The organism is Inquilinus sp. NPDC058860 (assembly GCF_042743185.1).
Taxonomy (GTDB): domain Bacteria; phylum Pseudomonadota; class Alphaproteobacteria; order DSM-16000; family Inquilinaceae; genus Inquilinus.
This window is the reverse complement of record NZ_JBHYMS010000099.1, coordinates 1-14,063: the sequence shown is the minus strand read 5'-3', so window position 1 is coordinate 14,063 and position 14,063 is coordinate 1. Positions and strand designations below refer to the sequence as shown.

Annotated in this window: 12 protein-coding genes and 2 pseudogenes; 5 read left to right on the top strand and 9 right to left on the bottom strand. The window is 64.9% G+C overall.

Going from position 1 to position 14,063, the window contains the following annotated elements:
• From ACFW16_RS34990 to glf, 4 genes and pseudogenes are all read right to left on the bottom strand, one after another.
• Positions 1–507: pseudogene (locus ACFW16_RS34990) on the bottom strand (IS6 family transposase); the annotation flags it as partial.
• A gap of 581 nt (positions 508–1,088) precedes the next feature.
• Positions 1,089–2,126 (bottom strand): beta-glucosidase, encoded by a 1,038-nt coding sequence (locus ACFW16_RS34985; RefSeq protein ID WP_380313729.1) that lies wholly within the window; start codon positions 2,124–2,126, stop codon positions 1,089–1,091.
• A 152-nt stretch (positions 2,127–2,278) separates the two neighbouring features.
• Complete coding sequence (locus ACFW16_RS34980) at positions 2,279–3,466, bottom strand: glycosyltransferase family 1 protein (protein ID WP_380313728.1); 1,188 nt, start codon at positions 3,464–3,466, stop codon at positions 2,279–2,281.
• Between the two features lie 36 nt (positions 3,467–3,502).
• Entirely contained in the window at positions 3,503–4,693 is a 1,191-nt protein-coding gene (gene glf, locus ACFW16_RS34975; RefSeq protein WP_380313727.1) for a UDP-galactopyranose mutase, read from the bottom strand.
• A gap of 381 nt (positions 4,694–5,074) precedes the next feature.
• Between glf and ACFW16_RS34970 the strand changes: the two genes are divergently transcribed.
• Positions 5,075–5,383, top strand: coding sequence for a DUF2934 domain-containing protein (locus ACFW16_RS34970; protein ID WP_380313726.1), 309 nt, complete (start codon positions 5,075–5,077; stop codon positions 5,381–5,383).
• 296 nt (positions 5,384–5,679) lie between these two features.
• Here ACFW16_RS34970 and ACFW16_RS34965 read toward each other — a convergent pair whose 3' ends face one another.
• Entirely contained in the window at positions 5,680–5,907 is a 228-nt protein-coding gene (locus ACFW16_RS34965; RefSeq protein ID WP_380313725.1) for a hypothetical protein, read from the bottom strand.
• 494 nt (positions 5,908–6,401) lie between these two features.
• Between ACFW16_RS34965 and ACFW16_RS34960 the strand changes: the two genes are divergently transcribed.
• The 3 genes from ACFW16_RS34960 to ACFW16_RS34950 are packed head-to-tail and all read left to right on the top strand — an operon-like array spanning position 6,402 to position 8,309.
• On the top strand, positions 6,402–7,862 hold the full coding sequence (locus tag ACFW16_RS34960) for a PAS domain S-box protein (RefSeq protein WP_380313724.1): 1,461 nt from the start codon (positions 6,402–6,404) through the stop codon (positions 7,860–7,862).
• Between the two features lie 59 nt (positions 7,863–7,921).
• A complete protein-coding gene (locus tag ACFW16_RS34955) occupies positions 7,922–8,125 on the top strand; it encodes a hypothetical protein (RefSeq protein WP_380313723.1) in 204 nt (67 codons plus the stop codon).
• Between the two features lies 1 nt (position 8,126).
• Entirely contained in the window at positions 8,127–8,309 is a 183-nt protein-coding gene (locus tag ACFW16_RS34950; protein ID WP_380313722.1) for a hypothetical protein, read from the top strand.
• 703 nt (positions 8,310–9,012) lie between these two features.
• Here ACFW16_RS34950 and ACFW16_RS34945 read toward each other — a convergent pair.
• From ACFW16_RS34945 to ACFW16_RS34935, 3 genes are all read right to left on the bottom strand, one after another.
• Entirely contained in the window at positions 9,013–9,990 is a 978-nt protein-coding gene (locus ACFW16_RS34945; RefSeq protein WP_380313721.1) for an NAD(P)/FAD-dependent oxidoreductase, read from the bottom strand.
• Between the two features lie 465 nt (positions 9,991–10,455).
• The gene (locus ACFW16_RS34940; protein WP_380313720.1) at positions 10,456–10,791 is read right to left on the bottom strand and encodes a hypothetical protein; all 336 of its coding nucleotides are present in this window, start codon (positions 10,789–10,791) and stop codon (positions 10,456–10,458) included.
• Between the two features lie 83 nt (positions 10,792–10,874).
• Positions 10,875–11,429: a DUF1003 domain-containing protein gene (locus ACFW16_RS34935; RefSeq protein WP_380313719.1), complete on the bottom strand. Its 555-nt coding sequence runs from the start codon at positions 11,427–11,429 to the stop codon at positions 10,875–10,877.
• A 240-nt stretch (positions 11,430–11,669) separates the two neighbouring features.
• On the opposite strand from ACFW16_RS34935, the pseudogene ACFW16_RS34930 reads away from it, so the two are divergent.
• Positions 11,670–11,792: pseudogene (locus ACFW16_RS34930) on the top strand (hypothetical protein); the annotation flags it as partial.
• 21 nt (positions 11,793–11,813) lie between these two features.
• Here the strand turns inward: ACFW16_RS34930 and ACFW16_RS34925 are convergent.
• Positions 11,814–13,652, bottom strand: a complete 1,839-nt coding sequence (locus ACFW16_RS34925) for an AI-2E family transporter (protein WP_380313718.1) — start codon at positions 13,650–13,652, stop codon at positions 11,814–11,816.
• Between the last annotated feature and the right edge of the window lie 411 nt (positions 13,653–14,063).

Sequence of the window (14,063 nt, the reverse complement as noted above, 5' to 3'; positions counted from 1 at the left end):
GGGACGTGCGAGCTCTCGGCCCGGTTGTTTTGCCGCTTGACCCTGATGTACTGCGGCGCCGAGGCCCAGATCGTGAAGTGCAGCGGCGTAGGCCGGGCACTTGTCGGTGACCCACTCGTTCGGGGCGATGCCCTGCTTCCGGAGGAGCTTGCGCATCAGCTTGCGGCGGCCGCCGCGTCCCGCCTGGCCTGAACCAGCACGTCGAGCACCTCACCCTCGGCATCGACGGCCCGCCAGAGATACATCTGCTTGCCACCGATCCGGACGAACATCTCGTCGAGGTGCCAGCGCCGGTGCGGCGCCGGCCGCTGCGCGAAGACGCCTCGCGATCATCGGGCCGAACGCGCTGACCCACCGACGGATGGTCTCGTACGACACCTCGATACCGCGCTCGGCGAGCAGGTCCTCGACGTCGCGGTAGCTCGGCGTGAAGCGGAGGTACATCCAGACGGCGCGCTGGATCACGTCGGATGGAAAGCGATAACCGGCATAGTCAGCTGGGGTCATGGCCACCGCTACGCTGCTCGCGGGCTCCCCGCAAGACCGTGAACGTGACAAACCCCCGGCGAAGACGCAGAGCGCCCCGTCGTGCAGGGTCCGGGTCTTCTCCAGGTAAAGCCAGCTCCGCTTCTGGGTCGCAGCCTCGCTGCGGAAGCGGCGCTCCAGCCGACGGAGCTCGCGGCTGCGCGTAGAGAACGCCGTCACCGCCCAGACATTGCCGACGGTGTCGATCAAGTCACCCCCGACCTGGTTCCCCTCATCCGCATAGGCCAAATGCAGCGGACGGCTCCACCCGCCGAACCGGCCGACCGCCACCGCCGCCGAGCCGCCAGAGCACATTCTCGCTGGCGATCAGCGCCAGGAACACACACAGCGCCCATCACCCCCGGCCGATCGCCGCCGTCCATGGCGTCGACGATCAGCTTCATCGCGTATTGCACGGCGACCGCGCAGCCGGCAGCGGCAAGCACCATGACTGCGGCGCCGAGAAGGCGGCCGGGTGCTCCTTCACGTAGTGCCACAGGAAGACCAGCGGACCGCTCGCCAGTGGCGGCCGCGCCCCGTCGTTGCCGACGCCCAGGACGACATCAGCCGGCGAGTCCCAAGGTCGGCCGGTCGGAAACGGCCGGCGCCTCGCGGCCGCGGTCGGCCGAGGCCAGGGCTAACTGCTGCTGCGCCAGCGCAGCCGCCAGCGGCCCGCAGAGCGGGCGGCGACCGGTCTCGTCCGCCGGGCCGAGCAGCCCCACCTCGCAGACCCGGTCGTCCTCCCACCCCGGATAGTCGAGGATCGGGTAGAGACAGGTTCCATCGACTGGCACGCCAACTGATCGTGCCGCCACGACTTCGCCGCAGACATAGTTCAGCCAAGCCGGACGCGCCGTGGATTCGGCACCCGTCTCACTGATCACCATCGGCCGCGTGTAGCGGGCGCTGATTTCCCGCAGGATCTCGCGGAACGGCCGGTAACAATGGTGGCCCAGTCCGATCATGCCGCCGGTCAGGAACCACTGATTGTCGGGATAATAGTTGATCCCGAGGATGTCGAGGCAGGACGGATCGCCACCGAGTTCCGGCTCCATCGTACCGCAAATAAGGTCCCAGGCCTCGAACTGGGATTGCCGATACCGCTCGGCCTGATCCGCGTCTCTCGGCCGATCGGGCGCGGCACGGACATGGATTGCCGGCTCGGACTGGACGAAGCGCGCCCGCGGATCGACCTCCCGGATCGCACGGATCGCCGCCAACGCCGCCCGCACCAGCTGGCGCTTGAGCGCGTTCCCCCGGCCGGTCGCGAAAGGACTTATCCGCGCGGTGTCACCGCCGGCCCAGGCCCAATAGGAGATCTCGTTGACCGGACAGTAATACGGCACCCCCTCCTGCTCGTCCCGGATCAGGGCGGCGGCGGCCCCGGCGAACGCCGCGAAGCGGTCGACGAAGGCCGGGTTCCAGATGTCGAGCCCATCGGGATAGCCGTAATGACACACGTCCCAGATCACCTGGACCCCGAGTTCGCGCGCGGCCCGGATCATCGGCAGGGTGCTCGACCAGTCGTACCAGCCCGGCAGCCTCTCGATCCGATGCCATCTGAGGCCATCGCGCACGGTCGAGATGCCGTGGTCGAGCACCGCCCTGTAGTCCTGCCGGCAGAACCGGTCGTGTCCAGTCGCCTTGATCACATCGACCCGCCGCCGATCGCCGCGCCGCCGATGGCTGGCGCATTCGAAGCCGGCCTGGAAGAAGCTGGCGAAGAGCGGGCGTTCTTCCCTGGACGCGAATATCACGGTTCGTGGCCCTGCAGCAGCGACAGCATTTCGCCCGCCGTCCGGTCCCAGGAGGTGCGGGCGAGCATTTCATCCACCTGCCGCAGCCAAGCCTCGTCATACTGTCGGTTAAGCTCGCGCTCGACGGCCCGGACGAACAGCTCCGGCGTAGCGGCGATGCTCACCAGGCCGGTCTCACCGTAGGTCCGGACCACGTCCTTGACGTCGGTGGAGACGACCCGCTTGCCCGCGGCCAAGTATTCCGGGGTCTTGGTTGGGCTGATGAAGCGCGTGGCGGCGTTGCGGGCGAACGGCATGATCGCGAGATCCCAGCCCGAGAGATAGGCTGGCAGCGCCTCGTACCGCTTCGGGCCGAGATAGTGGATGTTGGGCCGCCGGGGCAGCGCCGCCGGGTCGATCTTGACCACCGGGCCGACCAGGATCAGCTGCCAATTGGGCTGCGCGTCGGCGACATAGGCCAGGAGCTCGATGTCCAGTCTCTCGTCCAGCACGGCGTAGTGCCCCAGCCGCGGGTGCGGGATGGACGTTTGGTCGGCCGGCTCCGGCATCAGCTGCCGGGCGGAGGCGAAGTGGGCGACGTCGATGCTGCTCGGGAATGGATAGATGTTCGGATGCCGGCCCTTCTTCGCCTCGTACAGGCTGATACCGCCGGTGAGGACGACATCCGCAGCCTGCAGGAGCTCGGCTTCGCGCTCGATCAGTTCCGGCGGGGCGCCCAGGAAGGCGGAGAGCTCGTCCATGCAGTCGTAGACGATCCGTACCGCCGGCAGGTGGTCCGAGAAAGCCCGCATCATCGGCATATAATACCATAGAATCGGCACCGTCAGGTTCCGCTCGGCCAGGAATCGGTCGAGCAGCTGCCGTTGCGCTGCGACCTGCTCGCCCGGGCTCAGCCGGTCGGGCAGGATCGGCACCACCACCGTCACCCCGACGCCATGCGTGACCACGGCGAGGTTCGGCTGGTCGAGATCGCGCAGTACCGGCTCTTCAACATAGAAGACCGGGAACCGCTGTGCGAGGCGGGTCATCAGATGCTGCGGCCGTTGATAGACGAAGTCCCAACGCAGATGGGAGAAGCAGATCAGGGAGTCCGGCTGTACGGACGACATCTGCAGCAGGGCCGATTCCCGGGCCATTTCGTCGAGGATCGGCGCTGGCGACGGCTGAGGTGCGATAAGGTCCATGGGGTCCTCGGTTGTGAGTGAAGCGCCTTCCGCCGCTCACGCCAGCTCGAGCTGATGCGGGTCGGGCTGGCTCGAACCGTCGAGCAGGCGGGGCTTGATCTGGCGCTCGAAGGCCTTGAGGGCGGCGCCGATGGCCTGATGCATGTCGATGTAGCGATAGGTCCCGAGCCGGCCGCCGAAGACGACGTTCCGCTCACGGGCTGCCATCGCCCTGTAATTCTCGTAGAGGTCCTTGTCCCTATCGGCGTTTACCGGATAGTAGGGCTCGTCGTCCCGCCCCAGGGACCATAGCGAGTATTCACGCATAATCAGGGTCTTCCTGGCCTTGTATTTCCGCTCAGGGTGAAAATGGCGAAACTCGTGTATGCGGGTATAGGGCACATCCTCATCGGCGTAGTTCATCACCGAGGTGCCCTGGAAATCGTCGACGTCGAGCACCGCGCGCTCGAAGCGCAGGGTCCGCCAGCCGAGCCGGCCCGCCCGGTAGCCGAAATAGCGGTCGATCGGCCCGGTGTAGACCACGGTCTTGCACGCCGGGATGCGGTCGCGGATGTCGAAGAAATCGACGCCCAACCGGATGTCGATCGGCAGCGATCCGACCATCCGCCGGAACATCGCCGTATAGCCTTCGGCGGGGAGCCCTTCGAACGCGTCGCTGAAATAACGGTTGTCGAAGGTGTAGCGCACTGGCAGCCGGGTGATGATGGTATCGGGCAAGTCCTTCGGATCGGTCTGCCACTGCTTCAATGTGTAGCCCCGGATGAAAGCCTCGTAGAGCGGCCGGCCGATCAGAGATATCGCCTTCTCCTCCAGGTTCCGCGGCGTCCCCACTCCATCCTGCCGCGCCTGCCGGGCGATCAGCGCCCGCGCTTCGGCGGGGGTGAAGGCCCGGCCGAAGAACTGGCACATCGTCGCCAGGTTAATCGGCATCGGGAATACTTGGCCGCGATGGCGCGTGAACACGCGATGCTGGTAGCCAGTGAAGTCAGCGAAGCGGTTGACATAGGTCCAGACCTCTTCGTTCGAGGTGTGGAACAGATGCGCACCGTAGCGGTGGTACTCGATGCCGGTCTCGGGGTCGATTTCCGAATAGGCGTTGCCGCCGATATGGTTACGCCGCTCCAAGATGCAGACCCGGGCGCCGAGTTGCGCGGCGCAGCGCTCGGCGAGGGTGAGCCCGAACAGGCCGGCGCCGGCGATCACGATGTCGTAATCGTGGAAATCCATTGCGCTTCTCCGCCTCGCGGCCTGCCACCGTAGCGAACCGCCGAGTGGACGACATGGTATCAGGATCATTGGTTCCGTTGGCGAAAAGATTCTTTGATCGAGAAATAATCAACCTCGGCTTGTCTGGTTCCCTCCGTCGCTTCGCTTTGCGCCCCATCTTCTATCAAATGATTCATAAATAAAACGGTGCGGACACGGAACCGGCGATCGCCAACGGTACAGCAGCGCTGTCCAACTGACGGCTCCCGAGGCAATCATCCCCTGACGAGGGCGCGAGGGGCAACATCCACGTGAGCCGTAGTCCGTCAGTCCCGGAACTATGTGCCACCTGAACCTATACGATCGCACACAGCAACTGGATGGAACCTAGGAAGGCACACGATGGATACGAGCTTGGAAGACCGGATCAGGGCGCGCGCGTACGAGATCTGGGAAATTGAAGGCTGGCCATCCGGTCGCGACCAGGAGCACTGGGATCGCGCCTTGCGGGAGATCCAATCCGGCGAGCGGGCCGAAAGCGCCGATATCGCACCGCCCGGAGACACCGCAGACGGCGTCGCAAGCGGCTTGCAACCCCGAGGAACGACGCCCAGCGGCGGCCCAGGTGCCGGGCCGGGTGGCATCGGCACTGGCGGAGCGAGCACTGCCGGTACGCCGTCAGGATCCGTCCGGAAACGCAGCCCTTCCTGAAGCGGGAGCCTCCCCATGATGTCACCCTCTCCAGATCCGTCGGCTGGTCCGCCGATCTCCATCCCTCCGCGCTTCGAGGGCCGCGTCGCGATCGTCATCGGCGCCGCCCGCGCGATGGGGCGGATGGGGCGGTCGCGGGGGCAGGTGGCCGGCCAATACAAAATGAAGGTTACTGGTTCCGAGGCGCTCTTCGCGCGCCTCGCGGCAGGCCACTCGCAGTCATTCGGAACGAGTCTGCCCATTGCGCCCGCTGAACCGACATCTCCCCTTGATTGCAGGTCGGACCCAATGCCGCGTCATCTCCTCTCATTCGCCATCGCGATCGCCACAGCAGCGCTCGCGGGACCCGCGACCTTTGCCCAGACCACGTCCACGACATCGATGCCTGGGCAGTCCCTGACGGACGCCTTCATCCAGAAGGCTGCGACGAGTGACCAGTTCGAGATCCAGTCGAGCAGGATCACATTGCAAAAATCCACCAGCGCGGACATGAGATCTTTGCCCAGTTGATGATCGACGACCACGCGAAGTCGTCCGAGGAAATCTCAGCGGCCGCGAAATCCGCCGGGTCGACGCAGGTGCCGACCACCCTCGATCTTGCCCATGGCGGTCATCCGCCACCTTCGGCGGATGTAGAAAATCAAACTGTTGGCGTGGCGCAACTTGCCCAGGATTCTGGCTATAGTTATAGTGACCTTTGCGGGCCGACAGAAGAAGCGCGATTGTCACCGATTGAATTGTACAATTCGTGGTGCTAGGCAGCGTCGGCGATCTCAGGGGGCTCGATAATTTTAATGTATAAAGATAAACGCTAAGATTGGCTCAGATCGCATTGAAACGATGAAGATTTCATGTCTCTGACAAGACTTTAGTCCTTAGCGTTTACCTCGTGCATTGTTGAAGTGCGCGTTACCGTGAGCTAAATTCAAACTGGGAGTTGGCTGACTGCGGCGACTGCTACCGGCCCTCGGCTTCGGCGCGGGCAGGTTTTGCATAGGCTGGCACAAAAGGGTTACCGATGAAGCACGTCACCGCGGCCGCGTCACCCGTCACACCATTGTCACTCCGGTCAGCCGTCCCCGTCGAGCAGGGGCCCGCGCATGAGCTTCTGGAGGCGCTGCCCGCCGCGATCTACACCACCGACGCCGAAGGGCGCATCACCTTCTACAACGAGGCTGCGGCGGAGCTGTGGGGCTGCCGCCCCGAGCTGGGCAAGAGCGAGTTCTGCGGCTCCTGGAAGCTTTACTGGCCGGATGGCACGCCGCTGCCCCATGACGAATGCCCGATGGCCCTGGCGCTGAAGCAGGGCAGGGCGATCCGGGGCATGGAGGCGATGGCCGAGCGGCCCGACGGCACGCGGGTGCCGTTTATCCCCTATCCGACGCCGCTGTTCGATGTCTCGGGCCGGCTGAGCGGCGCCGTGAACATGCTGGTCGACATCACGGAGCGGCACCGCGCCGAGCAACAAGCGTTGGCCGAGGCCGAGGAGCGTGCCCGCGGCGAACGGGCGGCGCAGCGTCTGGCCGCGATCGTGGAATCCTCCGACGACGCGATCGTCGCGAAGGATCTTAACGGCGTCATCACGAGCTGGAATCACGGGGCCGAACGCCTGTTCGGCTACACCGCCGAGGAGGCGATCGGCCAGCCGATCACGCTCGTGATCCCGGCCGACCGGCTGGGCGAGGAACCGGAGATCCTGGCGCGGATCCGGCGGGGCGAGCGGGTCGAGCATTTCGAGACCATCCGCCGCCGCAAGGATGGCAGCTTGGTCGAGATCTCGCTGACGATCTCGCCGATCCGGAACCGCAAGGGCGAGATCACGGGCGCCTCGAAGATCGCCCGCGACATCACCGAGCGGAAGCGGGCCCAGGAGCGCCAAGTCCTGCTGCTGCGGGAGATCAGCCATCGGGTCAAGAACCTGTTCGCCCTGGCCGGCGCCGTCGTCACCCTGAGCACCCGAACCGCTCGTTCGCCGGAGGAACTGGCGGAGCAAGTGCGGAACCGGCTCAGCGCCCTGGCCCGCGCGCATGAGCTGATCCTGCCGGACCTGAAGCAGGAGCAGGCGGCGACGTCGACCACGATCGAGGCCCTGCTGCGCACCATCTTTTCGCCCTATGAGTATGGCGCCGGCGATCGAATTGCCATCGACGGGCCGGAATTGACCATTGGCGGACATGCGGTGACCAGCCTGGCGCTGCTGCTGCACGAGCTGGCGACCAACGCCGCGAAATATGGAGCTCTGTCAGTCGCCCCCGGCCGCATCGCCGTCACTTGGACGATCGAGGATGCAACACTGTCGCTGCGCTGGATGGAGCGTGGAGGGCCGCCGGCCGAGAGCGCGGCCAACGGCGAAGGCTTCGGCACCTGGCTAGTTGACGGCGCGATCAAAGGTCAGTTGCAGGGGCAGATCTCGCGTGAGTGGGGCGCCGACGGCCTGTCTATCCTGATGTCACTGCCACTGCATCGCCTGACGGAGTGACAGGCGCCAGCCGGCCTGATACCGGTCGGTTTGGGAGCAATTGTTCGGGAATCGTCTGGATGCGGACCATCCTCATCGTGGAAGACGAGCCCTTCTCACGGATGGTCGCCGAGGCCGCTGCTCAGGAGCTCGGACTGGTTCCGCTGGCCGCGCAGAGCGGAGAGGAGGGGATCGCTCTGGCCCAGGCCCGGGAGACGCTGAAGATTTTGTTCACCGACATCAACATGCCTCCTGGCCCCCGATCGCTGGGCCGTCGCCCGTGAGGTGCGGCGGATCCATCCCGACATCCAGGTCATCTACACCAGCGGGCAGGCCGGGTCGGAGGACTGCACGCAGTTTGGCGTGCCGGGGGCCCTCCTGCTGACGAAGCCCTACACCTCCGGCGAACTGGCAGTCGCGATCACCGAAGCTGGCTTGAAGCTCGACGTTTGGACGCTGATTGACTGACGTTGAATCTACGCTGCCGGGCCCCGGCCGGATGAATGTGTTAGAACGAATTCGGATCCCGCCGGGAGCAGAGATCTTGGGCTCGGTGTCGCCGCGCTCATTTCGAAGGCGGTTTGTCACCGTAGTCACCCTGGCAAAGTTTCGAGAGCGTCTTCGCCTTTTCGGAGTATCTCGCAAGCCGGCGCTATATCACCTCCTGTTCAGAGCTTCGGATGCCTGCTGCGGCGCATGCGACCGGGCCTGGAGGCGCGGGCATCCAAAGGCTTTCAGGCGAGGAAGCCACGGTCAGCCCTGGGGTGGCCGGCCGGCTGGGGCGAGCCATGGGGATATCGGCCCGCGCCGGACCCCGAGCAGTTGTCGTGCGGGTCATGACGGGCAGCGAGCGCATGCCGGAGGGCTCCAGAGCAGTCGCGGCAGGTGCCGAGCGCGGCGCGGCGACGAGGGAGCGACGGGTTTGGCGGCTGTCGCTGTCGTTTGGCGCGGGCACAGGCGTCGCTTCTGCCGGCTCGGCTGGAGGACTATGTCGTGGCCGATGCGGAGGTTCGGGTGATCGACGCCTTCGCTGATGGATTGGACCTGGCGGTTCTGGGCTTCGGCCGGGCGGTGCCTGCGGCGATGGGACGGCCCGATTATGATCCGCGTGATCTCCTGAAGCTCTATGTCTGGGGCTACTTCAACGAGATGCGCTCCACATCAAGCGTACTCATAGCGTTTCCGTGCCTCGAAACGTTCCGCGCAGTTCATTGTGAATGTCGGTCGCCGCCAAGGCCGCGTGCCCAAACCCAACTGCGATCTGATTGAGAGCCCTGACCACGTCTCCGATAGCGTAGACCCCATCCACCGACGTCTCCTGGTGCTCATTGACCAGCACATAACCCTCCCGGTCCTGTTGCGCACCGAGGGTCGACGCCAGTTCCGAGCGCACCGTGCACCCGAGGGCGGCATATAGCACGTCAATCTGGCGTGATTGAGCATTGAGGATCACGGTGAATCCGCGATTGCCAGCGGCGAGACCCTCGGCCGAGTCGGAAATTTCGATACCCTCCGCTAACGCCTGCTGGCGCAGAGCCGAGATACCATCGCTCGGAGGGCTGCACAGGACGAGCAAGTGCGGCGTGTAATCCCGCAGAAACAATGCCTCGCGCACGGCCTTTGCTTCCGGACCGAGCACGGCCACCTTCCGTCCAATCACCTCATATCCATCACATACCGGGCAGAGCCGAACGGTTCCGACCGCGATCAACTTGCTCAGATCGGGAATATCAGGTACGGCATCCACAATACCGGTGGCGAGAATGATGCGACGGCAGACCGTCACCCCCGCGGCGGACCGAACCTCGAAAGCGTCACCGACACGCCCGATACTTTGCACGTGCCCGTCGATGATGGCCGCGCCGAATTTGAGCGCCTGCCGGCGGATGCGTTGCAGCAATGCGGGTCCGCTTATTCCGGCGGGATAGCCCGGACAGTTGTGGCTTTTTGCGATCAGTTTCGACCGAGAGTCGCCGGCATCGAAGACGGTCACCTGGCGTCTGAACCGGCTGAGGTACACGGCGGCGGCCAGCCCGGCCGGACCGCCTCCGACGATAACCACTTCAGAGTAATCTTTCATCTGATCGCGCACGAGGGTTGAGGGTGGCAAAGAGACCGCGCAGGGGCGATCGAGGGTCGGGACGGTCATCCGTGTGACAGGTGGCGATCGAGGGTCGGGACGGTAATCGGTGTGATAGGTTCGGAATAGCTCACCAGCAGCTTCAATCAGCACTGACCCCAGTGAACGCCCGGCCAAACCTCGACGTTCCGTGGTTGCGCAAATAACCCGGTGTTCGATCGCGATCGGGCTTTTACCTCGTGCCGCACAATCTTGTGCCGGCAGAGGCTCCTTTCCTGTTCGTACTGATTGCCCTCGGAGTTGCGGCGTCGCTATCCCTGGCCGGGGTACTCATTGGCCGCGGTTCTGGCCGCGCGTGACGCAGAGGGCGGGCAGGTTGCCGACGCTACCAAGATCATGTCGGAGCTAATGGGCCAAGCCCAGATCCGGCGCATTCCGGTGATCCACGCCGACAGGCAACTGGTCGGTATGGTTTCGCTCGGCGACCTGTCAACCAAGCACGCGCCTGGCGCGGCGGAGACACTGGAGGAGGTCTCACCCCCTCCGCGCCCGACGATAGTGGCAAAAAAGGGATGAGTGTGGCTGTCCTCTCGCGGCCGTCATCAAAATGAGGCCGTAGCCGCCGGTGCCAGTCTCAGCCACAGAGATCTGGTCGGGCTCCAGGGGCTGATTGAGATCGTGCGCGACGAGGCCGATGAGTGGATCCCGGCAAGCGCCGGGTCCTGCCTGAGAATGATGGCCGACCGGCTCGATCTTCGAGAGTCGGCAGCCGCTCGCAAACACGATCTCGACTACGCCTGCACGTTCGTACCAGAAATCGAGCGGCAGTTTCGGGGCAGCAGGGCGGGCGCTGGAATGGCTCAGGTACATCTGAGTAGCACGCTCCCTTCCCCTAACGACTGTGAATCAGAATCCCCTCGTCCAAAGAGATATCGCGCCATACATGTAACGCATCAATCGCTAGATCTCTCAATCTCATCCAGAACTGCATCAGGAGATACATCTCTTTTGATTTCTTCCATCTCTGGAGCGACCCCTGTCTGAATCCCCATCTGCTTCGCCATGTCGGAGAGGAGCGTCGCGATTTTTGTGAGTTCATGCTCCGCCAGAAGACTGATCTGTAAATCGAGATCTGCTCGCTTATTAGCAGCAGCGGCCATGCGATTCTGTGAGATGAGGACAAACGTAGACAGAAAGATCGCCTCGACTGACGCAATCATAGCTAGAGCAACAAAAGATTCATCCCACACCGGAATGCCTGGAATGAAATGTAAATTCGCTACTATCCAGAATCCAAAGGCAAGGAGATGGATAAACACAAAATACATACTTCCAGTAAACTTTGTAATCTCATCAGACACCCGCTCCTGCCACGATGCGGACTGCTCCTCTGCGGCCCTTCGTTGCTGCAGGGCAGCTATATTGCGGTCAAGGACCGGCGCAAGACCATTTAAGGGTGGTGGTCGATAGGTTGGCCCCGTGACGTTCTCCATGATCGGCGCGTTCATCAGCCACCTCGGGATCTGTCAGCCTCGCTCTTCAAACGCTGTTGAGCGAAGACGATTGAACTAGTCGCGGCGGAGCGCCGGGGAACTCAGCAAGAAACCGTCCAGAGGGCCACGGAGGCATTTCCTCCGTTGGTCCCTTTGAGTTTCCAGCGAAGCGCCCAGAGGCAACGGCGACACGTCTCTGAGCGTTCCAGTCATGGCTCAGCCGGGCGCGCGTCCTTATGCGGCAGTTTCGGCCAGGTGGAGCAGGGGCTGATCTACGACGAGCTGGTCGAGGTCACGCCGAAGACCATCCGCCTGCGCAAGCAGGTGCTGGACCCGAACGAGCGCAAGAAGATCGAGCGGCAGAAGAAAGAGGCCTGAGGGTTAACCCGGATATCCGGGTTAAGCCGCGGCGATGCCGGACGGCTCCGGCATCGCCTCGCTCTCCGGCTCCCCGCCGCCGTTTCCGGCCGGCTTCGGGGTCCATTGCATCACCGCCGCGGCGATGGCGCTGAAGCCGCGGGCGACGACCGTGTGCGCCTCCAGCCCGTCCGGCGTCTCCTCGGGCAGCTCCCGCGGCCCCAGCAGGCCGACCACCAGCATGGCGTCCGGCCCGATGCGCCGGCGCAGCCGCCGGATCTGCCGGCCCAGCTGGTGCTCGGTCATGCTGCCGGCATGGGCCACCATCACCACCGGAACGTCGACCGCTTCGGGCACGGCCCCGCCGCGGTCGCCGTAGCGGCAGGCGACGCCCTTCTCGGCCAGGAGCTGGCCGGTCATCAGCGCGGCGGCCTGGTCCAGCTCGTCCCGCGCGCCGAGGCACAGCACGGCGGGCGGCGTGTCCTGCCCGTCCTCGTCGAGATCCGCCACCGCCGCCAGGATGCCGGCCCAGACCGCGGCGCGCTGCGGGCCGTCCAGCGCCCCCCGCTGCCGGTCGGCCTGGGCCATGTGGATGGCCGGCAGGATCACGCTCTCGAACAGCGCCTGCCGGGACTGGCCCTGCAGCCCGCGCTCGGCCAGCTCCGACGCTTCCAGCGGGTCGCCGGCCAGGATGCGCTGATAGAAATGCGCCCCGGGCGTCAGCGCCGGCGTGCTGCCCAGGAGCACGTCCAGGAAGCCGAATTGCGGCACGTGCCGGCCCAGCACGACCAGGCAGACCGTCAGCGGCACCGCCAGCAGCAGCCCCGGAATCCCCCACAGGGTGAGCCAGAAGATGGTGGCGAACAGCACGGCGAAGGGCGACAGGCCCGTGCTGCCGCCATACAGCAGCGGCTCCCCGACATTGACGGTGACGAGGTCCAGCACCACGAACAGCGCGATCGTCCCCAGCGGCATCAGCCAGCCGGGATCGACGGCGAAGGCGAGGATGGTCGGCAGCAGCGCTGCGGCGATCGTCCCGACCAGGGGGATGAAGCGCAGCACCGCCGCGAGCAGGCCCCACAGCACGGGGTTGGGAACGCCGATGACCCAGAGACCGATGCCGAAGGCCGCGCCGTAGCCGAAGTTCAGCACCGTCTGGGCCAGCAGGAATCGGCTCAACCGCTGCGCCGCGTCGTCCATGGCCGCGGTGGCGCGGGTCAGGTCCCTGGATCCGAGCAGCCAGATCAGCCGGTTCCGCAGATCCTCGCGCTCCAGCAGCATGAACACCGAGAAGACCAGGACCACGCCGATGATGGCGAAGGGCTCGATCAGCGGGGCGCCGACCTCCCAGGCCAGCTGGATCGGCGTCAGCGCCGGCGGCACCAGCTGTACCGGGACCGGCTTGCCCTGCGCGCCCTCCATGCCCATCGGCGCCGCCGCCGCCCGTTCGGTCGCCTCTTCCGACAGGCGGGCCACCATGGCCATCAGCCGGTCGATCAGCCCGCCGCCCGGCGCGACCTCCTTGATCGACTGGATCTTCGCCTCGAGGTTGCTCTGGTATCGCGGCAGGTTGCCGGCCAGGTCGATCGCCTGGCTGGCGACCAGCACGATGAAGACCGCCGCCGCGATCGACAGGGCGACGATCACGACCAGCACCGCCGGGGTCCGTGGCAGCCCCAGCTTGCGCAGCTGCAGCACCACCGGGGCCATGGCGAAGCTGATCAGCAGCGCCAGCGAGAACGGGATCAGGACGTCGCGGCCCAGATACAGCGCCGCGGTCGCCGCCAGGATCACCAGGATTCCGTTGGTCGAGGACAACGCGCCGATCTTGTCGGTCAGCGGGGTCAGGCTGCGGTGGGATCGGCCGGGTTCGGACAGCATCTGGGCAAGGGTGGAAGCCGGGTGCGGAGAGGGAACGCCGCAGCCGGAGTGGCAGTTCCCAACGGATCATTCCCCGCGGACGCCGCCGTCGGTCGCCTAGACTCAACCATGGGCCATGGTCCCCAATGCCAGGGTCAGCACATTAGGATGCGCGAGTGGCGCCGTTCCGCTGAGAGGAGTCGCCGCAGCCAGCCAACTCCCATTCTGAATTTAGCTCACCGTAACGCGCACTTCAACAACGCACGAGGCGAACACTAAGTATCAAAGTCATGATAGAAATAGTGATACGTCAATATTTCAATAATATCTGAGATATTGGAGTGGACCCCGCTGGTGAGACAGGGAAAATAGGGACAGTTCTCTGAGAAGGAGAACCGATGTCCAAGCGGGAGAGCCGGACCTTCAGCCGGG